25 protein-coding genes are annotated in these 24,834 nt (G+C 71.5%); 22 read left to right on the top strand and 3 right to left on the bottom strand.

All coding sequences use genetic code 11. The features are described 5' to 3' along the window. Nucleotides 1-59: 59 nt before the first annotated feature. The 5 genes from dop to prcA all read left to right on the top strand — a co-directional run bounded on the left by dop (nt 60) and on the right by prcA (nt 3,940). On the top strand, nt 60-1,571 hold the full coding sequence (gene dop / locus ACFOSY_RS26875) for a depupylase/deamidase Dop (protein WP_369155170.1): 1,512 nt from the start codon (nt 60-62) through the stop codon (nt 1,569-1,571). 200 nt (nt 1,572-1,771) lie between these two features. Next, a complete protein-coding gene (locus ACFOSY_RS26870) occupies nt 1,772-1,990 on the top strand; it encodes a ubiquitin-like protein Pup (RefSeq protein ID WP_006132292.1) in 219 nt (72 codons plus the stop codon). Nucleotides 1,991-2,122: 132 nt separating this feature from the next. After that, nucleotides 2,123-2,359, top strand: a complete 237-nt coding sequence (locus ACFOSY_RS26865; RefSeq protein ID WP_394311458.1) for an endonuclease domain-containing protein — start codon at nt 2,123-2,125, stop codon at nt 2,357-2,359. Continuing rightward, on the top strand, nt 2,311-3,156 hold the full coding sequence (gene prcB, locus ACFOSY_RS26860; protein ID WP_006132293.1) for a proteasome subunit beta: 846 nt from the start codon (nt 2,311-2,313) through the stop codon (nt 3,154-3,156). Before ACFOSY_RS26865 ends, prcB begins: the two co-directional genes overlap by 49 nt. A gap of 43 nt (nt 3,157-3,199) precedes the next feature. Continuing rightward, nucleotides 3,200-3,940 (top strand): proteasome subunit alpha, encoded by a 741-nt coding sequence (prcA, locus tag ACFOSY_RS26855; protein ID WP_031023357.1) that lies wholly within the window; start codon nt 3,200-3,202, stop codon nt 3,938-3,940. Nucleotides 3,941-4,269: 329 nt separating this feature from the next. Here the strand turns inward: prcA and ACFOSY_RS26850 are convergent, their stop codons facing one another. Beyond that, on the bottom strand, nt 4,270-5,268 hold the full coding sequence (locus tag ACFOSY_RS26850) for a LacI family DNA-binding transcriptional regulator (RefSeq protein ID WP_394311454.1): 999 nt from the start codon (nt 5,266-5,268) through the stop codon (nt 4,270-4,272). An 88-nt stretch (nt 5,269-5,356) separates the two neighbouring features. Between ACFOSY_RS26850 and ACFOSY_RS26845 the strand changes: the two genes are divergently transcribed. From ACFOSY_RS26845 to ACFOSY_RS26765, 17 genes are all read left to right on the top strand, one after another. Then, nucleotides 5,357-6,616: an MFS transporter gene (locus ACFOSY_RS26845; protein ID WP_394311451.1), complete on the top strand. Its 1,260-nt coding sequence runs from the start codon at nt 5,357-5,359 to the stop codon at nt 6,614-6,616. A 9-nt stretch (nt 6,617-6,625) separates the two neighbouring features. Next, a complete protein-coding gene (gene pafA / locus ACFOSY_RS26840) occupies nt 6,626-7,987 on the top strand; it encodes a Pup--protein ligase (protein WP_006132297.1) in 1,362 nt (453 codons plus the stop codon). 138 nt (nt 7,988-8,125) lie between these two features. Further along, nucleotides 8,126-9,127, top strand: a complete 1,002-nt coding sequence (locus tag ACFOSY_RS26835) for an FKBP-type peptidyl-prolyl cis-trans isomerase (protein WP_394311448.1) — start codon at nt 8,126-8,128, stop codon at nt 9,125-9,127. A gap of 62 nt (nt 9,128-9,189) precedes the next feature. Next, complete coding sequence (locus tag ACFOSY_RS26830) at nt 9,190-9,561, top strand: FKBP-type peptidyl-prolyl cis-trans isomerase (protein ID WP_006132299.1); 372 nt, start codon at nt 9,190-9,192, stop codon at nt 9,559-9,561. 123 nt (nt 9,562-9,684) lie between these two features. Next, nucleotides 9,685-10,638: a helix-turn-helix transcriptional regulator gene (locus tag ACFOSY_RS26825; RefSeq protein ID WP_394311446.1), complete on the top strand. Its 954-nt coding sequence runs from the start codon at nt 9,685-9,687 to the stop codon at nt 10,636-10,638. 18 nt (nt 10,639-10,656) lie between these two features. After that, nucleotides 10,657-11,652 carry a helix-turn-helix transcriptional regulator gene (locus tag ACFOSY_RS26820; RefSeq protein WP_394311444.1) on the top strand — a complete coding sequence of 332 codons (996 nt, stop codon included), beginning with the start codon at nt 10,657-10,659 and terminating at the stop codon, nt 11,650-11,652. Between the two features lie 64 nt (nt 11,653-11,716). Further along, the gene (locus ACFOSY_RS26815) at nt 11,717-11,977 is read left to right on the top strand and encodes a phage terminase large subunit family protein (protein WP_225655776.1); all 261 of its coding nucleotides are present in this window, start codon (nt 11,717-11,719) and stop codon (nt 11,975-11,977) included. Between the two features lie 10 nt (nt 11,978-11,987). Then, nucleotides 11,988-12,182 carry a hypothetical protein gene (locus ACFOSY_RS26810; RefSeq protein ID WP_006132303.1) on the top strand — a complete coding sequence of 65 codons (195 nt, stop codon included), beginning with the start codon at nt 11,988-11,990 and terminating at the stop codon, nt 12,180-12,182. A 258-nt stretch (nt 12,183-12,440) separates the two neighbouring features. Continuing rightward, on the top strand, nt 12,441-12,722 hold the full coding sequence (tatA, locus tag ACFOSY_RS26805; protein ID WP_019521613.1) for a Sec-independent protein translocase subunit TatA: 282 nt from the start codon (nt 12,441-12,443) through the stop codon (nt 12,720-12,722). Between the two features lie 92 nt (nt 12,723-12,814). Beyond that, the gene (gene tatC / locus ACFOSY_RS26800) at nt 12,815-13,684 is read left to right on the top strand and encodes a twin-arginine translocase subunit TatC (RefSeq protein ID WP_394311440.1); all 870 of its coding nucleotides are present in this window, start codon (nt 12,815-12,817) and stop codon (nt 13,682-13,684) included. A 31-nt stretch (nt 13,685-13,715) separates the two neighbouring features. After that, the gene (locus ACFOSY_RS26795) at nt 13,716-14,606 is read left to right on the top strand and encodes a diacylglycerol kinase (protein WP_394311438.1); all 891 of its coding nucleotides are present in this window, start codon (nt 13,716-13,718) and stop codon (nt 14,604-14,606) included. Between the two features lie 46 nt (nt 14,607-14,652). Further along, nucleotides 14,653-17,511 (top strand): DEAD/DEAH box helicase, encoded by a 2,859-nt coding sequence (locus ACFOSY_RS26790; protein WP_394311432.1) that lies wholly within the window; start codon nt 14,653-14,655, stop codon nt 17,509-17,511. A 482-nt stretch (nt 17,512-17,993) separates the two neighbouring features. After that, on the top strand, nt 17,994-19,550 hold the full coding sequence (locus ACFOSY_RS26785; protein ID WP_394311430.1) for a sensor histidine kinase: 1,557 nt from the start codon (nt 17,994-17,996) through the stop codon (nt 19,548-19,550). Beyond that, on the top strand, nt 19,547-19,954 hold the full coding sequence (locus tag ACFOSY_RS26780) for a roadblock/LC7 domain-containing protein (protein WP_006132309.1): 408 nt from the start codon (nt 19,547-19,549) through the stop codon (nt 19,952-19,954). Before ACFOSY_RS26785 ends, ACFOSY_RS26780 begins: the two co-directional genes overlap by 4 nt. After that, complete coding sequence (locus ACFOSY_RS26775) at nt 19,951-20,364, top strand: DUF742 domain-containing protein (protein ID WP_394311428.1); 414 nt, start codon at nt 19,951-19,953, stop codon at nt 20,362-20,364. The genes ACFOSY_RS26780 and ACFOSY_RS26775 overlap by 4 nt, the downstream gene beginning before the upstream one ends. After that, nucleotides 20,345-20,965: a GTP-binding protein gene (locus tag ACFOSY_RS26770; protein WP_189409163.1), complete on the top strand. Its 621-nt coding sequence runs from the start codon at nt 20,345-20,347 to the stop codon at nt 20,963-20,965. Before ACFOSY_RS26775 ends, ACFOSY_RS26770 begins: the two co-directional genes overlap by 20 nt. Nucleotides 20,966-21,023: 58 nt before the next feature. Further along, nucleotides 21,024-22,625 (top strand): cytochrome P450, encoded by a 1,602-nt coding sequence (locus tag ACFOSY_RS26765; protein WP_394311425.1) that lies wholly within the window; start codon nt 21,024-21,026, stop codon nt 22,623-22,625. On the opposite strand, the gene ACFOSY_RS26760 is transcribed toward ACFOSY_RS26765, so the two are convergent. Both ACFOSY_RS26760 and ACFOSY_RS26755 read right to left on the bottom strand, forming a co-directional pair. Next, entirely contained in the window at nt 22,619-23,572 is a 954-nt protein-coding gene (locus tag ACFOSY_RS26760; RefSeq protein WP_394311423.1) for an RluA family pseudouridine synthase, read from the bottom strand. The genes ACFOSY_RS26765 and ACFOSY_RS26760 overlap by 7 nt on opposite strands. 394 nt (nt 23,573-23,966) lie before the next feature. Further along, nucleotides 23,967-24,809: a siderophore-interacting protein gene (locus tag ACFOSY_RS26755; RefSeq protein WP_394311421.1), complete on the bottom strand. Its 843-nt coding sequence runs from the start codon at nt 24,807-24,809 to the stop codon at nt 23,967-23,969. Nucleotides 24,810-24,834 lie beyond the last annotated feature (25 nt).

Raw genomic sequence — 24,834 nt, 5'->3', positions numbered from 1 at the left:
GAGCGCCAGCGGTACTGCGGCGCCCCCGACCGGGGACGCCGCCGGGCAAGGAGGGCCGCATGACCGTACGGCGAGTAATGGGCATCGAGACGGAGTACGGAATCTCCGTTCCCGGCCACCCCAACGCCAATGCCATGCTCACCTCGTCCCAGATCGTGAACGCCTACGCGGCGGCGATGCACCGGGCCCGCCGGGCCCGCTGGGACTTCGAGGAGGAGAATCCGCTGCGGGACGCGCGAGGCTTCGACCTCGCCCGCGAGGCCGCCGACGCCAGCCAGCTCACCGACGAGGACATCGGCCTGGCCAACGTCATCCTGACCAACGGCGCGCGGCTCTACGTCGACCACGCCCATCCGGAGTACAGCGCCCCCGAGGTCACCAACCCGCGGGACGCCGTGCTCTGGGACAAGGCGGGCGAGCGGATCATGGCGGAGGCGGCGGAGCGGGCCGCGCAGCTTCCCGGCGCCCAGCCGATCCACCTGTACAAGAACAACACCGACAACAAGGGCGCGTCCTACGGCACGCACGAGAACTACCTGATGAAGCGGGAGACCCCCTTCTCGGACATCGTGCGCCATCTGACGCCGTTCTTCGTCTCCCGGCAGGTCTTCACCGGCGCCGGCCGGGTCGGCATCGGCCAGGACGGCCACGAGCACGGTTTCCAGATCAGCCAGCGGGCGGACTACTTCGAGGTCGAGGTCGGCCTGGAGACCACGCTGAAGCGCCCCATCATCAACACGCGCGACGAGCCGCACGCGGACGCCGAGAAGTACCGGCGGCTGCATGTGATCATCGGCGACGCGAACCTTTCCGAGATCTCGACCTATCTCAAGCTCGGCACGACGGCGCTGGTGCTGTCCATGATCGAGGACGGGTTCATCGCGGTGGACCTGGCCGTCGACCAGCCCGTACGCACGCTGCACCAGGTGTCGCACGACCCCTCCCTGAAGCACCTCGTCACGCTGCGGAGCGGGCGGACCCTGACCGCCGTGCAGCTCCAGATGGAGTACTACGAGCTCGGCCGCAAGTACGTCGAGGAGCGCTTCGGGGCCGACGCCGACGAGCAGACCAAGGACGTCCTCGCCCGCTGGGAGGACACGCTCACGCGGCTGGAGCACGACCCGATGAGCCTCGCCGGCGAGCTGGACTGGGTCGCCAAGCGGGAGCTCATGGAGGGCTACCGGCGCCGGGACGGCCTCGACTGGGACGCGGCCCGGCTGCACCTGGTCGATCTCCAGTACGCCGACGTGCGCCCCGAGAAGGGCCTCTACAACCGTCTGGTGGCCCGCGGACGCATGAAGCGGCTGCTGGACGAGGCCGAGGTGGAGCGCGCCCGTACGGCGCCTCCGGAGGACACCCGCGCCTACTTCCGCGGGCGGTGCCTCGAGCAGTACGCGGACGACGTCGCGGCGGCCTCCTGGGACTCGGTGATCTTCGATCTGCCGGGCCGGGACTCGCTCCAGCGGGTGCCAACCCTGGAACCGCTTCGCGGAACGCGTAATCACGTCAAGGCGCTCCTGGACCGCTGCCGGACGGCGGAAGACCTGGTCAGGGTGCTGTCAGGCGGCTGACCGGGGTGAGCCGGCGTCGAGCGGGTACCTGCGGGTGTCCGGGACGGACCGGCTCGGACAGGGTGGAAAACCGCCCGTCCGGGAATCATCGAGGTGGTCCCCGTACGTTGGAGCAACTGCGGGGGCATTGTCGGACCCGGCGAGTAGGGTCTGATCTTGACCGAGCAACTGTGTCGGGCGAACCGAGCGGGGTGAGGGTGATGGCGACCAAGGACACCGGCGGCGGACAGCAGAAGGCCACGCGGTCCACCGAGGAGGTCGAGGAGCAGGCGGCAGAGGCGCAGGCTTCGGAGGACCTCAAGGAGCGTCACGAGAAGCTCAGCGACGACGTGGACGACGTCCTGGACGAGATCGACGACGTGCTCGAGGCCAATGCCGAGGACTTCGTGCGGTCCTTCGTGCAGAAGGGCGGCGAGTAGCCTCACCGGCTTCGCCGGTTCGGCAACGGCAGTCGCCGTGGTGAGCGGTAAGCGCTCAGTGGACACTGGCGGTCGCCGCGTTGAGACGTAGGGAGAGGGCGCCGTCCGCGGCCGGCCTGTGGCCGGCCGCGGGTGGTGTTCGCCCGGCTCCGGGGCGGGCCGAGGGTTGTTCCAGAAGCTGTTGTCGTAAATGTGGATCATTGCTGTGGGGCGGGTAGGGTCCGTGGCGTAATGTGCTTCAACTGCAATTCGGCCATCGGCAAGTTGGGAGATGATCCCGACGCTGTTCGTCGGGCAGCTGCCTACCTGGAAGGAACTTCGTGGAAGCCAATACGACTGGCACCGGGCGACTGCCGGCTGCCTTCCTGACGCCGGGCTCCTCCTCCTTCATGGACTTCCTCTCCGAGCACCAGCCGGAGCTGCTGCCGGGCAGGAGGACGTTGCCGCCCGTGCAGGGCGTGATCGAGGCGCCGCACGGCACGACCATCGTGTCCGTCACCTTCCCCGGCGGGGTGGTTCTCGCCGGTGACCGGCGGGCCACCATGGGGAACGTCATCGCGCAGCGTGACATCGAAAAGGTGTTCCCGGCCGACGAGTACTCGGCCGTCGGCATCGCCGGCACGGCGGGTCTGGCGGTGGAGATGGTCAAGCTGTTCCAGCTCGAGCTCGAGCACTTCGAGAAGGTCGAGGGCGCACAGCTGTCGCTGGAGGGCAAGGCGAACCGGCTGTCGACGATGATCCGCTCCAACCTCGGCATGGCCATGCAGGGCCTGGCCGTGGTGCCGCTCTTCGCCGGGTACGACGTGGACCGGGAGAAGGGGCGCATCTTCTCCTACGACGTCACCGGCGGACGGTCCGAGGAGCAGGGCTTCGCCGCGACCGGGTCCGGGTCGGTCTTCGCGCGCGGTGCGATGAAGAAGCTGTTCCGGGACGACCTGAGCGAGGCCGAGGCCACCACGCTGGTGGTGCAGGCGCTGTACGACGCGGCAGACGACGACTCGGCGACCGGTGGTCCCGATGTCGCCCGCCGGATCTATCCGATCGTCACCGTGATCACCGAGGACGGCTACCGCCGGCTCACCGAGGACGAGTCGTCCGACATCGCCCGGTCCGTGCTGGAGCGCAGGCTGGAGCAGCCGGACGGTCCGCGGGCCTCGCTGTTGTGAATCAGGGGCTCCAGTGACTTCGACAGAAAGGGACGGGTAACCGGTGTCGACGCCGTTCTATGTCTCACCTCAGCAGGCGATGGCCGACCGGGCGGAGTACGCCCGCAAGGGCATCGCCCGTGGCCGCAGCCTGGTCGTGCTGCAGTACGCCGACGGGATCGTGTTCGTCGGTGAGAACCCGTCCCGTGCGCTGCACAAGTTCAGCGAGATCTACGACCGGATCGGGTTCGCCGCGGCGGGCAAGTACAACGAGTACGAGAATCTGCGGATCGGTGGCGTGCGGTACGCCGATCTGCGGGGTTACACCTATGACCGCGGTGACGTCACCGCGCGCGGTCTGGCGAACGTGTACGCGCAGACGCTCGGCACGATCTTCTCCAGCGTGGGGGAGAAGCCGTACGAGGTGGAGCTGGTGGTGGCCGAGGTCGGGGAGACCCCGGAGCAGGACCAGATCTACCGGCTGCCGCACGACGGGTCGATCGTGGACGAGCACGGCTCGGTGGCGGTGGGGGGTAACGCGGAGCAGATCAGCGGGTACCTCGACCAGCGGCACCGGGACGGGATGACGCTGGCGGAGGCGCTGAAGCTGGCGGTTCAGGCGTTGTCGCGGGACACGAACGGCAGCGAGCGGGAGATTCCCGCGGAGCGGCTGGAGGTGGCGGTGCTGGACCGGACGCGGCCGCAGAAGCGGAAGTTCAAGCGGATCGAGGGGCGGGCGCTGGTGCGGTTGCTGGAGGCCGGCTCGGCGGACGCGGAGCCGACGTCCGGCGGGGACGTGGAGTAGCGGGCACTGCCCGGTGGGGGCTGAGGTGCGGATGCCTGCGGCGCAACGGCCTGCCCGGTGGGGGCGGGCGTAGCGCCTACGGACGGTGGGTGGTGCGGGGTCGCGGCGGGGATGGACGTCCTCGGTCTGGCGCGACTGCGCTACTTGGTACGGGGAGGGCGCGGACGCGCCAGCCGCTGCGGGCGCCCACCCCCACCCCGCCCCCTCCCCGCCGTACGCGCCCCAGCCGCGGGCATTCGTGCCGCCTAGGGCGGCACGGGTGGGCGCGGCGGCACCTCGTTGGCGCCGAGGTGCGCCGACACCCCCCGGCCAGCACCGGCGTCCGGTGGTCATGGGACCCGGGTTGTCGAACCCCGTACCTCCAGGTGGACCGGGATGCTCGTCCCGGAGGGCTTCTCGCCGTTCAGGACGGCGAGGAGCGCCTCCATACCCCGCTCACCGAACAGCTCCGCGTCCAGACGGACAGTCGTCAGCTCCGGGTCGATTGCCGAGGCAAGCGCCAGGTCGTCCATGCCGGTCACGGAGACATCCGCCGGGACGCGCAGTCCCAGACGCCGCGCCGCCTTGTACACGCCCGCCGCCAGCTGATCGTCGTCGCAGACGACCGCCGTCGGCCGGTGCCCGCTCAGCGCCGCCTCGGCCACGGCCTCCGCCCCCTTGATCGAGATCGGCGACCGCGCCGTCCGCAACGACGTCCCCGGCACCCGCCGCAGCCGCGCCTCCAGCTCGCGCGCCCGGACCTCGAAGGTCCAGGACGGCACATCCGCACCGAGGTGCAGGAAGTGGCGGTGGCCGAGCCCGAGCAGGTGCTCGGTCACCTGGCGGACCCCGTCCGCGATGTCCAGGTTCACCGTCACCCCGCCGGCGGCCGGATCGCTGTCCAGCATGACCAGGGGCAGTTGGTCCCCGCGGATGGCGGAGAGCGCCTCCGCGGCCATCGAGGAGGCGATGACGCCGTCCAGCGCGGCCTGGGCGGACGCGAACGGGTCGCGGGCCGGGCCGATGCCCTCCGGGGAGGGGTAGAGCACCACGCCGAAGCCGTGGCGCGACGCCACACGGGCCGCGCCCGTGTAGACGCCCGCGAAGAACTCCGTGGTCAGGGCGGGAACCACCAGCAGGACCGTACGGGTGCGGCCCAGCCGCAGGTTGCGCGCCGCGAGGTTGGGGCGGTAGCCCAGCGTGCGGGCGGCCTCGCGGACGCGTTCCGCCGTGGCCTCGGAGACCCGGCCGCGCCACTTGTCGCCGAGCACCAGGGACACCGCGGCCTGGGAGACGCCCGCTTCCCGTGCGACGTCCCGGCTCGTGGGGCGGGTCCTGGCTCTGGGCACCGGCGCTCCTTCGTCTGGACTGGTGAACAGCGGTCATGGTACGTATGGAGGAGTTAGTTATACGTAACACTTCCACGGGAGGGCCGGCATGGCGACGGGATACCTGGAGATCCTCCGGGCGCGGCACGCCACCCGGCTGCTCGTGGGCACGCTGATCGGACGGCTGCCCAACGCGACCGCCCCGATCGCGATCGTGCTGTTCGTGCGGGCGGAAGGCGGGTCGTACAGCCTGGCCGGGGTGCTCGCCGCGGTGTACGGCGTGGCCAACGCCGTGGGGCAGCCGGTGCTGGGGCGGCTGGTCGACCTCAAGGGGCAGCCCCGGGTGCAGTTGCCGGCCGCCCTGCTGTCGGCGGCGGCGATGAGTGTGTTCGCCTTTGCCGGCACCGGGTCGCTGGTCGTCGCGTACGCGGCCGTCGCGCTGGCGGGGCTTTTCACACCGCCCCTGGAGGGCGGGCTGCGGGCGCTGTGGTCCTCGGTGCTGCCCAAGGAGGAGCACGTGCACCGGGCGTACGCCCTGGACGCCGTGGCCCAGGAGGTGATGTTCGCCGTCGGGCCGCTGCTCGTGACGGTGTGCGTCTCCCTGTGGTCCGCACAGGCCGCGCTGCTCGTGCTGAACGTCATCGGCGTGCTGGGGGCGCTGTCCGTGGTCGTCTCGCCGCCCTCGCGGGCCTGGCGCTCCGCGCCGCGTGAGGCGCACTGGCTGGGCGCGCTGCGCTCGCCGGGGCTGCTGGCGCTGCTGGGTGCCTTCCTGGCCGTGGGGATGGCGCTGGGGTCCATCACCGTGGCGGCGGTGACGTACGCGGACGACCACGGCGGCGACACCGTGTACGGCTGGCTGATGGCCGGGATCGGGCTGGGCGCGCTGATCGGCGGCATCGCGTACGGGGCGCGGCAGTGGGCCGGGGAGCCCGCACGGCGCCTCCAGGTGATCGTGGCGCTGCTGGCCGTGTTCTACCTGCCGCTGATGCTGATGCCCGGGCCGGTGGCGATGACGCTGCTCACCGTCCTCGCCGGAGTGTTCCTGGCCCCGGCGATCGCGTGCGCGTTCGTGCTGGTGGACCGGCACGCGCCGCGCGGGACGGTCACCGAGGCGTTCTCCTGGCTGGTGACCACGTTCACCGTCGGCGCGTCGCTGGGGACCGGGGTGACCGGGCCCGTGGTCGAGGCCGGCGGGGCGCTGTGGGGATTCGCCGTACCGGGTGCGGCGGGCGGCGTGTCGCTGCTGGTTTTGATCGCCACCGGACGGGTATTGGCGGTTCCGGCCAGGACGGCGGTTGTCGCGGCCGGTTCGGAAAATGATCCGAACCGTGCCGTCGAACCCCGTTTCAGCTCGAAGGATCGGGCGTAATGTTCCCTCATGGACCGCCGCATTTTCGGGCTGGAGAACGAGTACGGCGTCACGTGCACGTTCAGGGGACAGCGCCGCCTGTCGCCTGACGAGGTGGCGCGGTACCTCTTCCGCCGTGTCGTGTCATGGGGCCGAAGCAGCAATGTCTTTCTGCGGAACGGCGCCCGCCTCTATCTCGACGTGGGGTCACATCCGGAATACGCAACGCCGGAATGTGACAACGTGACCGAACTGGTCACCCACGACAAGGCCGGCGAGCGCATTCTCGAAGGACTCCTGGTGGACGCCGAACGACGCCTGCACGAGGAGGGAATCGCGGGCGACGTCTACCTCTTCAAGAACAACACCGACTCGGCGGGCAACTCCTACGGGTGCCACGAGAACTACCTCGTGGCCCGGCACGGGGAGTTCTCCCGGCTCGCGGACATCCTCATCCCGTTCCTGGTGACGAGGCAGCTGCTGTGCGGGGCCGGCAAGGTGCTGCAGACGCCGCGCGGCGCCGTCTACTGCGTCAGCCAGCGCGCCGAGCACATCTGGGAGGGCGTCTCCTCGGCGACGACCCGCTCCCGGCCGATCATCAACACGCGCGACGAGCCGCACGCCGACGCCGAGCGCTACCGCCGGCTGCACGTCATCGTCGGCGACTCGAACATGTCCGAGACGACCATGCTGCTCAAGGTCGGCGCCACCGACCTGGTGCTGCGCATGATCGAGGCGGGCACCGTCATGCGCGACCTCACCCTGGAGAACCCGATCCGGGCCATCCGCGAGGTCAGCCACGACATCACGGGCCGCCGCAAGGTGCGCCTGGCCAGCGGCCGGGAGGCGTCCGCGCTGGAGGTGCAGCGCGAGTACTACGAGAAGGCGCTGGACTTCTGCGAGCGCCGCGGCATCCGCACCGGCACCGTGGACCAGGTGCTGGAGCTGTGGGGCCGCACGCTGGACGCGATCGAGTCCGAGGACCTCGACCGCATCGGCACCGAGATCGACTGGGTCATGAAGTACAAGCTGCTCGAGCGCTACCGCGCCAAGCACAACATGACCATGTCGCACCCGCGGGTCGCGCAGATAGACCTCGCCTACCACGACATCCACCGCCGTCGTGGCCTGTACTACCTGCTCGAGAAGAAGGGACAAGCCGCCCGGATCTGCAACGACCTGAAGATCTTCGAGGGCAAGTCCGTGCCGCCGCAGACCACTCGGGCCCGGCTGCGCGGCGACTTCATCCGGCGCGCCCAGGAGCAGCGCCGGGACTTCACCGTCGACTGGGTGCACCTCAAGCTCAACGACCAGGCCCAGCGCACCGTGTTGTGCAAGGACCCGTTCCGTTCGGTGGACGAGCGGGTGGAGAAGCTGATCGCCGGCATGTGAGAGGACGTGTCCCCCGGGAGTTGACGAAACACCCGGAACGTCACACGGGCGCCGTACGTTACACCGTGCGGCGCCCTTCTCACGCCGTAGAGTTGCGCGGACGCCATCCACAAGATCGATGATTACGAGGCCCCCACCGTGCGCCGACGCTCACTTCTCATTGCCGTTCCCGCTGGACTGGCCACCCTCGCCGCGTGCGGCGACGACAAGTCCGATTCCGGCAAGGCCAGCGAGACGGCCTCGCCCTCCGCGCCCGAGGAGTCGGCGGCGCCGTCGCCGAAGATCGTGGAGGGCCCGCTGCCGGCGATCACGGCGGGGACGAAGTTCGGCGAGAAGCCGACCGTCGCCAAGGGCAGCGGCGACCCCTCCAAGGACCTCGCGGTCAAGACGGTCATCGCGGGCGGCGGGCGCACGATCGCCGAGAACGACTTCGTCGTCGCGAACTACCTGGGACAGGTCTGGAGCACCGCCAAGGTGTTCGACAACTCCTACGACCGCAAGCAGCCGCTGGCCATCCAGCTCGCCCAGGGCACCATCATCGACGGCTGGCGCTACGGCCTCGTGGGCAAGAAGACCGGCAGCCGCGTCCAGATGGCGATCCCGCCCACCTGGGGCTACGGCGACCAGGGCAACGCGCAGGCGGGCATCAAGGGCACCGACACGCTGGTGTTCGTGGTCGACGTGGAGGACACGTTCAACGCCAAGAGCTCCGCCAAGGGCACCGACGTCGCCCAGGACAACATCGACCTGCCGAAGGTCGGCACCAACACCGACGGCAAGGCCCCCTCCATCGAGGTGCCCGACGCGGCGGCCCCGAAGAAGCTCGTGGCGAACTACGTCATCGAGGGCGACGGCGCGAAGGTCGGCGCCGAGGACAGCGTCCTGGTGCAGTACAAGGGCGTGCTGTGGGACGGCGGCAAGGAGTTCGACTCCACGTACGGCCGCGGCCAGCTGACGTCCTTCTCGCTCCAGCAGGTCGTCAAGGGCTGGGCGCAGGGCCTGACCGGCAAGAAGGTCGGCAGCCGCGTGCTGATCGTCATCCCGCCGGAGCTGGGCTACGGCGACAACCCGCCGCAGGGCAGCGGCATCCAGAAGGACTCCACGCTGGTCTTCTCCGTGGACATCCTCGCGAAGCTCTGAGCCCGCCGGGATGCAAGACTGTGCGTGTTCGCCTTTCCGCAGACAAGCAGGAGCATGAAGACGTGAGCATCGACAAGCCCGAGATCGACTTCCCGGGCGGCGAGCCCCCGGCGGACCTCGAGATCAAGGACATCTGGGAGGGCGACGGCGAGGTGGCGAAGGCGGGTCAGACCGTCACCGTCCACTACGTGGGCGTCGCCTTCAGCACTGGCGAGGAGTTCGACGCCAGCTGGAACCGTGGCACCCCCTTCCGCTTCCCGCTGGGCGGCGGCCGGGTCATCAAGGGCTGGGACCAGGGCGTGCAGGGCATGAAGGTCGGCGGCCGTCGCCAGCTGACCATTCCGGCTCACCTCGCCTACGGCAACCAGAGCCCCACCCCGGCGATCAAGCCCGGTGAGACCCTGATCTTCGTGGTCGACCTGCTCGGCGTCTGATCCGACCGGAGTCGATCGCCGAGGGCCCATGCCTGTCCGGGCACGGGCCCTCGGCTTTCACCACGCCACCCCGGGGCGGTACGGTCATCGCTCGTAAGCACCATAGGGAGGCGAAGCGCGTCGATGGCCATTGCCAAGGCCGAGCGGCTGATGAATCTGGCCCTGTGTCTGCTCGGGACGCGGCGGCCGCTCACCAAGCGCGAACTGCGGGAGTCCATCGAGGCGTACCTCGAGGCGGGCTCCGACGACTCCTTCAACCGCATGTTCGAGCGCGACAAGGACGACCTGCGCGAACTCGGACTGGTCATCGAGACCGTCGAGAACCTCGAGGGCGACACGGGCTACCTGGCCCGCCGCGACAGCAACCGGCTGCCGGCCATCACCCTGGACGCCGAGGAGGCCGCCGCCCTCGGGCTCGCCGCGAAGGTGTGGCAGCAGGCCCGGCTGGCCGGCGCGGCGTCCGGCGCCCTCCAGAAGCTGCGCGCCGCCGGACTCCCCGAGGACGTCGACCCGTACGGCGCGCACGGCGCGCTGGAGCCGCGCATCCCCGTGCACGAGGCCGCGTTCGAGCCGCTGATGCTCGCCTGCCGCGACCGCCGCCCGGTCGTCTTCGACTACCGCAAGGCCAACGCCGCCCAGCCCGAGCAGCGGCACGTCGAGCCCTGGGCGCTGGAGTGCTGGCGCGGCCACTGGTACCTGGCCGGCTGGGACCGCGACCGCGGCGCCGAGCGCGTCTTCCGGCTGTCCCGCATCACCGGCAAGGTGCGCTCGCGGGCCGGCCGGTTCACCGTGCCGGTGCCGGACGTGGTCACCGTGCGGGAGACCGTGGCGGGCTGGGCCGGGGAGACCGCCGACCGCTCGGCGCGTATCCGGCTGCGCTCCGACGCCGGCTTCCCGCTCCGCGCCAAGGCCACCTCCGTCCGGGAACTCGGGAACGGCTGGGACGAGTTGGAGATCCCGTACGGACACGGACTGGACGCCTGGCTGGTGGAGTTCGGACCGGACGTGGTGGTGCTGGAGCCCGAGGAACTGCGGGCCGACGTGGTGGACCGGCTGCGTGCCGTGGCCAAGGGCTGAGGGGGAGCGGACGACAACGTGGCAGGCAAACCGGTCAGGCCCGTGAACGCCATCGACCAGACCCGTCGGATGCTGTCCCTGGTGACGTATCTGCGCGAGCGCCCCGGCGCCCGGATCGAGGACGTCGCGCGCGCCTTCGGCATCACCGAGGACGAACTGGTCTCCGACCTCGACGTGCTGCCCATGTGCGGCACCAGCTTCCGCGGCGGCGACCTGCTGGACATCGACACCGACGGCGAGCGCATCTGGTGGCACAACCCGGCCGCCCTGGGCGCCGACGCCGCCGAGCCGCTGCGCCTGGCGGCCGACGAGGCGACCGCGCTGCTCGTCGCCGCCCGCGCCGTGGCCACGCTGCCGGGGCTGCGCGAGAGCGACCGGCAGGCGCTGCTGAGGGCCACCGCCAAGGTGGAGACCGCGGCCGGCGAGGCGGCCGGCGCCAGCTCCCGGCTCTCGGTGACCTTCGAGTCCGAGGGCGGTGTCTTCGCGGACGTCGACCGGGCCATCGCCGAGCGCCGCCGGCTGTGGATCCGCTACTACTCGCCCGCCCGCGACGAGGTCACCGAGCGGGAGATCGACCCCATCCGCCTGGTCAGCGTCGGCCACACCTACGTCGAGGCGTGGTGCCGCCGCTCCGAGGCGCGCCGCACCTTCCGGCTGGACCGGGTCGCCGAGATCAAGATCCTGGACGAGCCGTCCGCGCCGCCGGAGGTGGAGCTGCGCGACCTGTCCGAGGGGCTGGTGCAGCCCGCGGCGGAGGACCCGGAGGTGGTCGTCGAGGTCGGTCCCGGCGGGCGCTGGGTGGCCGAGTACTACCCCCACGACAGCGCGGATGAGCTTCCCGACGGCGGACTCCGTATCACCCTGCGCACCCCCGACCCCGCGTCGCTGAAGCGGCTGGCGCTGCGGCTCGGCCGCGACGGGCGCATCGTGGAGCCGCAGGAGCTGGCCGAGAGCGCCCGCCGGGCGGCGCGTGAGGCGCTCGCGGCGTACGACGGGGCCGGGGCGGCGCATTGACCGGGCACGACGACAGTCAGGAGCGAGGGCTTTGAGCGAGTCGGGGACCCCAGGGGCACGGGGCATGACGGCGGCGTCCGCGTTCGCCGGGATGAGGAGCGTGGCCCCGGTGATGTTCCGGGCGGGCTGCCCGGACTGCCGGGAGCGCTTCGAACTCTCCGCGAGCGCGCTGCGGCTGGCCATCGGCGCCAGCAGCCGCACCACGTTCTACTCCTTCACCTGCCCCCGGTGCGGCGCCGCCGTCCGCAAGCCGGCGGGGGAGCGGATCGTGGAGCTGCTGACCGGCGGCGGGGTGCGTACGCTCCGGCTGCACTCGACCGTCTAGGCTCGGCCCCATGTTCTGGCCGATGTTCGCCGTGGCCCTGGGTTTCCTGGGGCTGGCGGTGCTCGCAGTGCTCGCCGTCCGGGTCTTCGTCGAGGCGGAGCGCCTCGGCAGACAGGTCGCGGACTCGGCCCGGCGTATCGGCCGCGCGGCCGAGGACCTGGAGCGCGCGGCGACCGCCACGGCCCGCTCCGCGGAGGCCCTGTAGCCCCTGCGGTGCTCCGCACCCGCGGGCGCGCCGTCCGGACGGGCGCCGTCACCGCCCCTGTCACCGGCCGGGGCCCGGCAGGTACGCTGCTGATCGCGGCCCGGAGACGAGGCACGGACCGCGGACGGGAGTACGCACAGGGATTGCCGGACGTTCACCCCCGGGCGTTACGATCGCTGTCTGTACCGTCCTTCGGACGCTTGTCCGACCGGTCGGACAGCCACCCACCCACCCGCCTCGGTGAGAAGGTAAAGACTTATGGGACGGCTCGGACCTACCGAGATCATTCTGATCCTCGTCGTCATCATCCTGCTGTTCGGTGCGAAGAAGCTGCCCGACATGGCGCGGTCGCTCGGCAAGTCCGCCCGCATCCTGAAGAGCGAGGCGAAGGCGATGAAGGAGGACAACACGTCCTCCGCTCCGGCCGACCCGCCGGCGACCGGCGAGCAGCCCCCGGCGCAGCGCACCATCCAGGCCGCCCCCGGCGACGTGACCAGCTCCCGCCCGGTCACGGAGCCGACGGACACGACCAAGCGCTGACGCGGGGCCGGTGACGTCCGGCCCGCCGTACGAGATGGGAACGTGGGTTGCTCAAGTCTGCCCGCAAACAGCAGAGGGATCCCGAGGGGCGGATGCCTCTCGTGGAACACCTGCGTGAGCTGCGGAACCGCCTGGCCAAGGCCGTGCTCGCGATCGTCGTGGTGTCGGTCGTCGCCGCGTTCTACAGCGAACAGCTCATGCAGTTCCTGGCCGAGCCGGTACCCAAGTGCGACAGTCTGACGAACAGCGACGGCGGCAACTGCGCCATCGTGTCGTTCAACACACTGACGTCGCCGTTCACCACGACGATCAAGGTGAGCCTCATGGCCGGCCTGGTCGTCTCCAGCCCGGTCTGGCTCTACCAGCTGTGGGCCTTCGTCGCCCCCGGCCTGCACCGGCACGAGAAGAAGTACACGTACATCTTCACCCTGGCGGCGGTGCCGCTGTTCGCCGGCGGCGCGCTCCTCTCGTACGTGATCCTCCCGGTCAGCATCAAGGTGCTGCTCAGCCTCACGCCCGGGGGATCGGCGAACATCCTCTCGCTCGACGAGGTCCTCGACTTCACCATCCGCATGGTGCTCGTCTTCGGCCTGGCCTTCGAGCTGCCGCTGCTCCTGATCATGCTGAACATGGTGGGCATCGTGTCCGGCCGCCGGATGGCGGGCTGGTGGCGCGGTGTCGTCATGGGCGTCTTCGTCTTCGGCGCGGTCGCCACGCCCACCACCGACCCGGTCGGCATGCTGGCGCTGTCCGGGCCGATCGTCGTCCTGTACTTCTTCGCCGTGGGCTTCTCGCTGCTGAACGACCGACGGCGCGCCCGCAAGGAGGCCGAGGGCCCCGCGGACGACGAGGCGTCCGAGCTGAACCACATCCCCGAAGCCGTCGCACCGGCCGAACCGGTGTCCGCGCTGCCCGAGCAGACCACCCGGGACCGCGTCAACGGTTATGACGACGTGACCTGAGGACGGGCCGGCACCTCATAAGGTCACTCCCGTGACCAGCGAGATCACCCTCATCGTGAACCCCACCGCGGGCGGCGGCCGGGGCGCCCGCGCGGCGCGGTCGGCCGCCTCCGCGCTGCGCGACGCCGGCTTCCACGTCGCCGCCGTGACGGGCGACGGCCCCGAGGACGCGCTGTCCCGGGCGCGTACCGCCGTCGAGGAGGGCACCGGGGCCCTGATCGCCGTCGGCGGCGACGGCATGGCCAACCTCGCCCTCCAGGCCGTCGTCGGCACCGGCACCCCCTTCGGCCTGGTGGCCGCGGGCACCGGCAACGACTTCGCCCGGGCGCTCGGCATGCCGCTGCGCGAGCCGGCGACGGCCGGGCGGATGATCGCCGATGCCCTGAAGAGCGGGCGCTCCCGTGACATCGACCTCGGCCGGATCGGCGACCGCTGGTTCGGCGCCGTGCTGGCCTCCGGCTTCGACTCCCGGGTCAACGACCGGGGCAACCGGATGCGCGCCCCCCTCGGCCGCTTCAAGTACGACCTGGCGATGGTCGCCGAGCTGGCCGCCTTCAAGCCGCTGCCGTACCGGATCACCCTCGACGGCGGGGACGTCCGCGAGGTCGAGGCGACCCTGGTGGCCGTGGGGAACGGGCCGTCGTACGGCGGGGGCATGCGGATATGCCCGGGAGCGGACCTCACCGACGGGCTGTTCGACATCACGGTGGTCGGCGAGTGCAGCCGGGCCACGCTGCTGCGGGTGTTCCCGCGGGTCTACCGGGGGACGCACGTCGACCACCCCGTGGTGACGACGTTGCGGGCCGCGAGCGTGGAGCTGGTCGCCGAGGACGTCACCGGCTACGCGGACGGGGAGTACGTGGGCCCGCTGCCGCTGACCGCCCGCTGCGTGCCGGGGGCGGTCCGGGTCGTCGGTCCCTGAGCGGACGTCCCCGGCGTTCTCCCACCTCAGGCGGCCGATCCGGATAATGATCGTCCTGTTGTCGGTGCGGCCCGGTACGCTCGAATGCACGATGACAGAGGACCTCTCCCCGGCCGAGCGGTACGCGGCAGCACGCAGGCGCGCTGCCGAGCAGGCCACCTCGCTCGCCTCCTTCCGCGAGATGTACGACTTCGGCCTCGACCCGTTCCAGGTGGAGGCCTGCCAGGCGCTGGAGGCCGGGAAGGGCGTGCTGGTCGCGGCCCCCACCGGATCCGGCAAGACGATCGTCGGCGAGTTCGCCGTGCACCTCGCCCTCGAGCAGGGCAAGAAGTGTTTCTACACCACGCCCATCAAGGCGCTGTCCAACCAGAAGTACGCCGACCTGTGCCGCCGCTACGGCACCGGCAAGGTGGGCCTGCTCACCGGCGACAACAGCGTCAACTCCGACGCCCCCGTGGTCGTGATGACCACCGAGGTCCTGCGGAACATGCTGTACGCCGGGTCGCAGACCCTGCTGGGCCTGGGCTACGTGGTGATGGACGAGGTGCACTACCTCTCCGACCGCTTCCGGGGCGCCGTCTGGGAGGAAGTGATCATCCACCTTCCCGAGTCGGTGACGCTGGTCTCCCTGTCGGCGACGGTCTCCAACGCCGAGGAGTTCGGCGACTGGCTGGACACCGTCCGCGGGGACACCGAGGTGATCGTCTCCGAGCACCGGCCCGTGCCGCTGTTCCAGCACGTGCTGGCCGGCCGCCGGATGTACGACCTGTTCGAGGAGGGGGAGGGCCACAAGAAGGCCGTCAACCCCGACCTGACGCGCATGGCCCGGATGGAGGCGAGCCGCCCGTCCTGGGGCGACCGCCGCCGGGGCCGCAACGGCATGCGGGAGGCGGACCGCGAGCGGGAGCGCAGGCAGCGCTCGCGCGTGTGGACGCCGGGCCGGCCGGAGGTCATCGAGCGGCTCGACGCCGAGGGCCTGCTGCCCGCCATCACCTTCATCTTCAGCCGCGCCGCCTGCGAGGCCGCGGTGCAGCAGTGCCTGCACGCCGGCCTGCGGCTCAACGACGAGGAGGCGCGGGCGAGGGTCCGCGACCTGGTCGAGGAGCGCACCGCCTCCATCCCGCCGGAGGACCTGCACGTCCTCGGCTACTACGAGTGGCTGGAGGGCCTCGAGCGGGGCATAGCCGCCCACCACGCGGGCATGCTGCCGACCTTCAAGGAGGTCGTCGAGGAGCTGTTCGTGCGCGGTCTGGTGAAGGCCGTGTTCGCCACCGAGACCCTGGCGCTGGGCATCAACATGCCGGCGCGCTCGGTGGTGCTGGAGAAGCTGGTCAAGTGGAACGGCGAGCAGCACGCCGACATCACCCCCGGCGAGTTCACCCAGCTGACCGGCCGGGCGGGCCGCCGCGGCATCGACGTCGAGGGCCACGCCGTGGTGCTGTGGCAGCGCGGGATGAACCCCGAGCACCTCGCGGGACTGGCCGGCACGCGCACGTATCCGCTGCGCTCCAGCTTCAAGCCGTCGTACAACATGGCGGTGAACCTGGTCGAGCAGTTCGGGCGGCACCGCTCGCGGGAGCTGCTGGAGACGTCGTTCGCGCAGTTCCAGGCGGACAAGTCGGTCGTCGGGATCTCGCGCCAGGTGCAGCGCAACGAGGAGGGCCTTGAGGGCTACAAGGCCTCGATGACCTGCCACCTCGGCGACTTCGAGGAGTACGCGCGGCTGCGCCGGGAGCTGAAGGACCGGGAGAACGAACTGGCCCGGCAGGGGCAGATGCAGCGGCGCGCGGAGGCCGCCGTCGCGCTGGAGAAGCTCAAGCCCGGCGACATCATCCACGTCCCCACCGGCAAGTACGCCGGCCTGGCGCTGGTGCTCGACCCGGGGCTGCCCGCGGGACGCACCAACGGCCACCGGGGCGTGGAGTACCACGACGGCCCGCGCCCGCTGGTGCTGACCGCCGAGCGGCAGGTCAAGCGGCTGGCGGCGATCGACTTCCCGGTGCCCGTGGAGGCGCTGGAGCGGATGCGGATCCCGAAGTCCTTCAACGCGCGGTCCCCGCAGTCCCGCCGCGACCTCGCCTCGGCGCTGCGCACCAAGGCCGGCCACATCGTGCCGGACCGGCACCGCAAGAACCGGGCGCCGGCCGCCGACGACCGGGAGATCGCGCGGCTGCGCAAGGCGCTGCGGGCGCACCCGTGCCACGGCTGCCAGGACCGAGAGGACCACGCCCGCTGGGCGGAGCGCTACCACCGGCTGCTGCGGGACACCTCGCAGCTGGAGCGGCGCATCGAGGGCCGGACGAACACCATCGCCCGCACCTTCGACCGGATCGTGGCGCTGCTGACCGAGATGGACTACCTGCGCGGCGACGAGGTCACCGAGCACGGCAAGCGGCTGGCCCGGCTGTACGGCGAACTCGACCTGCTGGCCAGCGAGTGCCTGCGCGAGCGGGTCTGGGAGGGCCTCGGCCCCGCCGAACTCGCCGCGTGCGTCTCCGCGCTGGTGTACGAGTCGCGGGTCGCCGACGACGCGATGGCGCCCAAGCTGCCCTCGGGCAAGGCGAAGGCGGCGCTCGGCGAGATGGTCCGCATCTGGGGCCGGCTGGACGCGCTGGAGGAGGACTTCCGGATCAGCCAGACCGAGGGCGTGGGCCAGCGCGAGCCCGACCTCGGCTTCGCCTGGGCCGCCTACATGTGGGCCTCCGGCAAGGGGCTGGACGAGGTGCTGCGCGAGGCGGAGATGCCGGCCGGCGACTTCGTGCGCTGGTGCAAGCAGGTCATCGACGTGCTGGGGCAGATCTCCGCGGCGGCCCCGGTCGCCGAGGGCTCGACGGTCGCGAAGAACGCCCGCAGGGCCGTGGACGGTCTGCTACGCGGGGTGGTGGCCTACTCCTCCGTGGGCTGACCCCTCTCGACACCCTCCCCGGAAGCCCGGTGCGCCCCCCGCGCGCCGGGCTTCCGCTCCGTGCGCGCCCTCGTGTCCGTGCGCGCCCATCTGCGGCCGCATCACCCGCCGCCCGCGCGGGCAGGGATGACAGCGCCCGCGAGGGGCCGTCGACGCCCGTTCCGGGGGCCCGGTTCACCCGTGACGGTGAGTGGTCGTCGTACGCCTGTGCGCCGTGACGTGCTGTGTTCGAACGGTCTCGGACCGTGCAAATGGCCCCGAGCGTACTCCTGCCCCAGGGGCCGTTTCCGGCACTTGCTGAATATGACATGGCGATGATCCCGTCGGACTAAGCTCGCCCGCAGCGCACCGAGTTGAGATGAATTCGTGCGCCTGTTCCCTTATGTGCACGTTACCGACCGTCAGTCGACACGCTTCAGAGGGCTCACATGGCGAGTGTCCAACTTCCTTACGCACGCGTGCTGTTGCTACCGGCCATAGTCATGGCCGCGGCGACCGGGGCCGCCGTCGCCCTGGTGACGGAGCCCGCCCGGATCGCCGTCGGCGTGTGCGGTGCCGTGGCGACCCTGCTGGTGGCCGCCGCCGGGACCGAGGCGGTGCGCCGCGGCCGCGTGCTGCGGGAGGCGCGCGCCGAACACGAACGTCACCGTGCGTATCTGGAGGCGCGGATCGCGGCCCACGACACGGAGACCGACTACTTCATCCAGCAGGTCTTCCCCACCTGCCTGAACCACCTGCACGCCGGCAACGACCCGGACGAGGTGATGCGCGCCCTGCCGCGGCTCAACCCGTCCTGGCGCGACCTGCCCAAGTACCAGCAGATCCTGCTGCGCACGGTCCTCAAGATCATCGACGACGAGGAGAACCTGCGGGACTCCTCGCAGCGCTCCTTCGTCTCCATCGCCCGCCGCGTCCAGGCCATCGTCCACCAGCAGGCCAAGGAACTGCGGGAGATGGAGGAGGACCACGGCCGCAATCCCGAGGTCTTCGACGACCTGCTGCGCATCGACCACGGCACCGCGCTGATCGGCCGCCTCGCCGACTCCATCTCCGTCCTCGGCGGCGGCCGCCCCGGACGCCAGTGGCCCAAGCCGGTCGCGCTCTACAGCGTGCTGCGCGGCGCCATGTCCCGCATCCTCGAGTACCGCCGCATCGACCTGAAGTCGATCGCGAAGATCAACATCAAGGGCATCTACGTCGAGCCGGTCATCCACGCCGCCGCCGAACTCCTCGACAACGCCACCCGCTACTCGCCGCCCACCAGCAAGGTCAGCGTCACCGCCACCGAGGTGCAGACCGGCGTCGCCATCGAGATCGAGGACGCCGGCGTCAGCCTCGACGAGCAGGCCCGCGCCCGTATCGAGGGCATCCTCGAGCGCGCCCAGCGCGGCGTCGACCTCCAGGAGATCGGCGGCAACCCGCGCCTCGGCCTCGCCGTCGTCGGCCGCCTGTGCACCCAGTTCAGCATGCAGGTGTCACTGCGCGCCTCCGCCTACGGCGGCGTCCGCGCCGTCCTGATCGTCCCCAGCGAGATGATCACCGACGAGCCCGGCGTCGGCCTCGCCCACGGCATCGGGGCCACCGCCGTGCCCCGCCCGGTCGACGCCCTCCCCGGCCCGCAGCGCGCCCCCAAGAAGCGCCGCCCCACCAGCCCCCGCATCCCCGCCACGGCCGCCATGGAGGACGACGTCCCCGAGGTCACCGAGTGGACCGCGGGCGGCCTGCCGCAGCGCCGCAGCCGCGTCAAGACCCCGCTCACCCAGCGCTACGCCGAGCAGGCCGCCGCCGAGCGCGCCGAGCGGGAGGCCAAGGAGCGCGGCGAGGAGTACCACGACATCTGGGCCGCGGCCGAGCCCGAGAAGAAGAAGCAGAACGACCGCGAACCCGGGCTGTGGGTCGACGCCTTCTGGGAGGGGCTGAAGAAGGACCTCGACCCGGACGTCCACCCCACCGACTTCACCCGGAACCCGACCGCCTACCTGCATCTCATCAACGAACCGGCCCGCACCGAGGCCGAGGACGAGGGGGACCTCAAGTGATCCAGCAACGAGCCAACTTTGACTGGATGCTCAAGGAGCTCGCCGACGGCGTACCCGGCGTCGAGATGATCGTGGTGCTCTCCGCCGACGGCCTGCGCATCGCCCGCTACGGCGGCGAGCCGGACGCCGCCGACCGGGTCGCCGCCGCCTGCGCCGGCGTGCAGAGCCTCGCCGCCGCCGTCGCGCAGGAACTCCCGCACGGCGACGGCGAGATGAAGATGGTGCTCATCGAGATCGACGAGGGCTACTTCTACCTGATGGCGGCCGGCGCCAACGCCTACCTCGCGGTGCTCTCCGACATGACCTGCGAACCCGGCCGCATGGGCGGCATGATGCGCGACCTCGTCGTCCGCATCGGCGCCCATCTGACCAGTCCGCCCCGACGGAACGGGCAGACCGTATGACTCCTCCCCAACGCCAGAGGCGCACTCCCGGGCAGGGCGGCACCCCCGCACAGCCGGCCACCCCGGCCAAGAAGGAGGGCGAGGGCGGCAACCCGGAGCGGCTGTACGTCGTCGCGGGACCGGACGGCGAGCGCGCCGACATCGACCTGGTCACGCTGATCGTGGCGCGCTCCCCCGACCCCCCGCCCTCCGCGACCCCCGAGCAGGCGGCGCTGCTGAGGCTCTGCGTCGCCCCCCTGTCCGTGGCCGAACTGTCGGCCTATCTCAGTCTGCCGTTCAGCGTCGTGACCGTGCTGATCACCGAACTGCTGACGGCGGAACTGGTCCAGGCGCGCTCCCCGATCGTCCGCAAGGCGCTCCCGGACCGTTCCCTTCTCGAAGCGGTGATGCATGGACTTCAACGGCTCTGACACCATCCCGGGCCCACGCGCCGAGGACCAGCTGCCCCACACGGCGCAGTCCGCGGTGAAGATCGTGATCGTCGGCGGGTTCGGGGTCGGCAAGACCACCATGGTCGGCTCGGTCAGCGAGATCAAACCGCTGACCACCGAGGAGACCATGACGCAGGCCGGCATCGGGGTCGACGACAACTACGGCTCCGCGTCCAAGACGGCCACCACCGTCGCCATGGACTTCGGCCGCATCAAGATCACCGACGAGCTGGTCCTGTACCTGTTCGGCACGCCGGGCCAGGAACGCTTCTGGTTCCTGTGGAACGGCCTGTTCGAGGGCGCGCTCGGCGCGGTCGTACTGGTCGACACCCGCCGCCTCGAGGTCAGCTTCGACGTCATGGGCCGCCTCGAGGAACGCGGCGTGCCCTTCGTCGTCGCCGTCAACTCCTTCCCCGACGCGCCCCGTTATCCCCTCTCCGACCTGCGGTCCGCGCTCGACCTGTCCGAGATGATCCCCATCGTGGAGTGCGACGTGCGGCGCCGCGCCTCCAGCCGTGACGTGCTGATGACCCTGATGCGCTTCCTGCACTCGCTCGCCATGACGGGCTCGCTCACCTGACGCGCGGCACCCTCCCTCCCCGGACCCTTCTGGCTTTCCCCTCTTCGGAGCGACCACAGTGACGCCTGAATCCCACTCCCAGACGCCGGACCGCCCGGCCGGTGACGACGACGCGCGGCCCGCACCGCCCCCCGGATGTCCCGCGCACGGCCGCGGAGCCGGCGGACTCGCCCGGCTCCACGAGTCGGACGACCTCAAGAAGCTCTACGAGCGGCTGCGCAAGGAGCACGGCCCGGTGGCGCCCGTGCTCGTCCACGACGACGTGCCGCTGTGGATCGTGCTCGGCCACGCCGAGAGCCAGCAACTGGTGCGCAGCCCGGTGCAGTTCACCAAGGACAGCCGCATCTGGTCCGCGCTCCGCGACGGCCTGGTCAAGCCGGACCACCCGCTCATGCCGCACATCGCCTGGCAGCCGATGTGCGCCCACACCGAGGGCGAGCAGCACCGGCGCTGGCGCGGCGCCATCGACTCGGCCGTCTCCGCCACCGACTTCCGCGGTCTGCGCCGGCACGTCAACCGCAGCGTCCAGCGGGTCGTCAACCGGTTCTGCGAGGCCGGCGAGGCCGACCTGGTGAGCCAGTACGCCGAGCATCTGCCGATGGCCGTGATGTGCCACGTCCTCGGCATGCCCGACGAGTACGACGACCGCATGGTGCAGGCCGCCCGCGACATGATCCGCGGCACCGAGACCGCCATCGCGAGCAACGCCTACGTGATGGAGGCGCTGAACCGCCTCACCGCCCGCCGTCGCAAGGAACCGCAGGACGACTTCACCGGCCACCTCGTCAGCCACCCGGCCGGACTGTCCGACGAGGAGATCAGCCAGCATCTGCGGGTGGTGCTGATCGCCGCCTACGAGGCCACGGCCAACCTTCTCGCCAACGTGCTGCGCCAGGTGCTGATCGACCCCCGCTTCCGGTCCCAGCTCAACGGCGGCCAGATGACCGTGCCCCAGGCGGTGGAGCAACTCCTGTGGGACGAACCGCCGTTCAGCACCATCTTCGCCTACTACGCCAAGCAGGACACCGAGCTGGGCGGGCAGCGCATCCGCAAGGGCGACGGCCTGCTGTTCGCGCCCGCGCCCGCCAACGTCGACCCCCGGGTCCGCCCCGACCCGACCGCCGACATGCAGGGCAACCGCTCGCACCTCGCGTTCGGCGGCGGCACCCACGAGTGCCCCGGCCAGGACATCGGCCGTGTCATCGCCGAGGTCGGCGTCGACGCCCTGCTGATGCGGCTGCCGGACGTCGAGCTGAGCTGTGCCGAGGAGGAGCTGACCTTCGCCGAGTCCATCGCCTCACGCCATCTGGTGTCCTTGCCGGTGCACTTCACGCCCCGGCCGCAGCAGGACATCACGCAGGCGCCGAGCCACGAGGTCATCGCGCCGTCGCCCGCGGCGTACGACTGGCAGATCGGGGGGATTCCGCGGCAGGCAGCGGCGGATCCGGGTGCTTCCGGCGCTCCGGCCGCTCCGGCCACTGTGTCCGTGGGGGGCGGTGACGTGGGTGCGGTCGCGGTGGCGAGCGGCGGCGGGATCCCGGGCGCGGGTCCGGTTCCGGGGCCGGCGCCCACCGCGGTGCCCGTGCCGCCTCCGCCGGCCCCGCCGGAGCCGCCCAAGGGCGCCTGGCAGCGGTTCCTGCGGTGGTGGCGCGGCTACTGACCCGCCGCCCACTCCTCGTACGACGCCCACGCCCCGAGCACCCGGCCGCTGGTGAACCGGTGTTCCGCCCCCGTCACCGGATCGGTGAACGCCAGTTCCCGCGCCAGCAGTTGCAGCGGGCGCCGGAAGTCGCCGGCCGGCACCGGGGCGGTCACCTCGGGGTAGAGGGGGTCGCCGAGGATCGGCACCCCGAGGGCGCTCATGTGCACCCGGAGCTGGTGGGTCTGTCCGGTGCCGGGCACCAGGCGGTACCGGGCCAGGCCGTCCGCCCGGTGCGCGAGCCGTTCCATGTGGGTCACCGCGTTCGGTTCCCCGTCGACCTCCCGTGCGGTCAGCATCCCGCGCTCCTTGACGATCCGGCTGCGCACGGTGCGGGGAAGGCGCAGGTCCGGGTCGTGGGGGGCCACGGCCTCGTACACCTTGTGCACCCGCCGGTCGCGGAACAGCGTCTGGTAGGCGCCGCGTTCCTCGGGGCGCACGGTGAACAGCACCAGTCCGGCGGTGAGGCGGTCCAGGCGGTGCGCGGCGGTCAGCTGCGGCAGACCCAGCTCGTGGCGGAGCCGGGCGAGCGCCGTCTGCCGGACATGGCTGCCGCGGGGGGTGGTGGCCAGGAAGTGGGGCTTGTCGACGACCACGAGGTGGTCGTCCTGGTGCACCACGTGCAGGGGGAACGGCACGGGGGGTTCCGCCGGCATCTCGCGGTGGAACCAGACGCAGAGGCCCGGGGCGTACGGGGTGTCCGGGGGGACGGGGCGGCCGTCGGCGCCGACGATCTCGCCTGCGGCGAACATGTCGTCGATCACCGCGGGGTTCGCGGCGAGGCGCTGGACCAGGTGCTCGCGGACCGTGGCGCCGGGGCCGCCTGCGGGCAGACGCACCCGGACCGGGTCCACGCCGTCGCGTTGCGGCAGGGGCGGGGGAGGGGTGGGGGTGCGGCGGCGTCTCACGTGGGGCAAGGGTACGGAGTCCCTGCGGGTGCGGGGCGGTGGGGGGTTCTCGCGCAGTTCCCCGCGCCCCTCCCGCCTGCGGGCAGTCGTGCCGCTGGGGCGGCACGGGTGGGCGCAGGCGGCACCCCTTCAGCAGGGCTGCGCCACACCCCCGTACGGCCACCGGGGTGCCGGGAGATGTTGTACGCCGGGTGCGGGCACGTCGTGGCTGGTCGCGCAGTTCCTCGCGCCCCCAGCGGGCACCGGGGTGCCGGGAGATGTTGTACGCCGGGTGCGGACCGCACTGGGCTGGTCGCGCAGTTCCCCGCGCCCCCGGCGGGCACCGGGGTGCCGGGAGATGTTGTACGCCGGGTGCGGGCACGTCGTGGCTGGTCGCGCAGTTCCTCGCGCCCCTTCAGGGCGCCGGCGTGCTCTCCTGCTCCGCCTCGATGCGGGCGTTCCACTCCTTCTTCGAGGCCTGCCAGCCGTCCTCGTTGTGGCCCAGGCGCCAGTAGCCGGAGATGGAGAGGTCCTCGCGGGGGATCGCGCGGTCCACGCGGAGCAGGCGGCGCAGTTCCTTCACGAAGTGCGCCTCGCCGTGGACGAAGGCGTGCACCCGGCCCTCCGGCCAGTCGAGGGCGCGTACGGCCTCCGCCAGAGCCTCGCCGACCCTGCGGTCGCCGCGGTGCAGCCAGCGGATCTCCACGTCGGAGTCGATCTTCTGCTCCTCCTCCGGGCCCGCGATCTCCAGGAAGGCGAAGGCGCGGGCGCCCTGCGGGAGCGACTCCAGGGCGCGGGCGACGGCGGGGAGCGCGCTCTCGTCGCCCACCAGGAGGTGCCAGTCGGCGGCCGGGTCGGGGGCGTAGGCGCCGCCGGGGCCGAGGAAGCGGACGACGTCGCCGGGGCGGGCGTTGATCGCCCACGGGCCCGCCAGACCCTCGTCGCCGTGGATCACGAAGTCGAGGGTCAGCTCCCGGTGTTCGGGGTCCCAGTGGCGGATCGTGTACGTCCGGGTCACCGGCCACTGCTCGCGCGGGAACTCGGCGCGGATCCGCTCCAGGTCGAACGGCTCCGGGTAGACCGCGCCGGGCGCCGGGAACAGGAGCTTGACGTAGTGGTCGGTGCAGGTGTCCGCCGAGACGCGGGCGAGGCCCTCGCCGCCCAGCACCACGCGCTGCATATGGGGGGTCAGCCGCTCGGTGCGGACGACCACGCCGGTGTGCGGGGTGCGCGGCGCGCGTGCCGGTCGCTCTGCCATGAGGGGCCTCCCTGGTCGCAGTTAG

The organism is Streptomyces lusitanus, from assembly GCF_042647945.1.
Lineage (GTDB): Bacteria > Actinomycetota > Actinomycetes > Streptomycetales > Streptomycetaceae > Streptomyces > Streptomyces pseudogriseolus.
This window is presented reverse-complemented; position numbering and strand designations above follow the sequence as displayed.

Bases quoted from the DNA above. Each gene is read 5' to 3' on its own strand.
- ACFOSY_RS26790 (WP_394311432.1), top strand. From the start codon at position 14,653: ATGATCGTCCTGTTGTCGGTGCGGCCCGGTACGCTCGAATGCACGATG.
- ACFOSY_RS26775 (WP_394311428.1), top strand. From the start codon at position 19,951: ATGACTCCTCCCCAACGCCAGAGGCGCACTCCCGGGCAGGGCGGCACC.
- ACFOSY_RS26770 (WP_189409163.1), top strand. From the start codon at position 20,345: ATGGACTTCAACGGCTCTGACACCATCCCGGGCCCACGCGCCGAGGAC.
- ACFOSY_RS26870 (WP_006132292.1), top strand. From the start codon at position 1,772: ATGGCGACCAAGGACACCGGCGGCGGACAGCAGAAGGCCACGCGGTCC.
- ACFOSY_RS26755 (WP_394311421.1), bottom strand. From the start codon at position 24,809: ATGGCAGAGCGACCGGCACGCGCGCCGCGCACCCCGCACACCGGCGTG.
- ACFOSY_RS26825 (WP_394311446.1), top strand. From the start codon at position 9,685: ATGGCCATTGCCAAGGCCGAGCGGCTGATGAATCTGGCCCTGTGTCTG.
- tatA (WP_019521613.1), top strand. From the start codon at position 12,441: ATGGGACGGCTCGGACCTACCGAGATCATTCTGATCCTCGTCGTCATC.
- ACFOSY_RS26815 (WP_225655776.1), top strand. From the start codon at position 11,717: ATGACGGCGGCGTCCGCGTTCGCCGGGATGAGGAGCGTGGCCCCGGTG.
- dop (WP_369155170.1), top strand. From the start codon at position 60: ATGACCGTACGGCGAGTAATGGGCATCGAGACGGAGTACGGAATCTCC.
- ACFOSY_RS26785 (WP_394311430.1), top strand. From the start codon at position 17,994: ATGGCCGCGGCGACCGGGGCCGCCGTCGCCCTGGTGACGGAGCCCGCC.
- ACFOSY_RS26845 (WP_394311451.1), top strand. From the start codon at position 5,357: ATGGCGACGGGATACCTGGAGATCCTCCGGGCGCGGCACGCCACCCGG.
- pafA (WP_006132297.1), top strand. From the start codon at position 6,626: ATGGACCGCCGCATTTTCGGGCTGGAGAACGAGTACGGCGTCACGTGC.
- ACFOSY_RS26810 (WP_006132303.1), top strand. From the start codon at position 11,988: ATGTTCTGGCCGATGTTCGCCGTGGCCCTGGGTTTCCTGGGGCTGGCG.
- tatC (WP_394311440.1), top strand. From the start codon at position 12,815: ATGCCTCTCGTGGAACACCTGCGTGAGCTGCGGAACCGCCTGGCCAAG.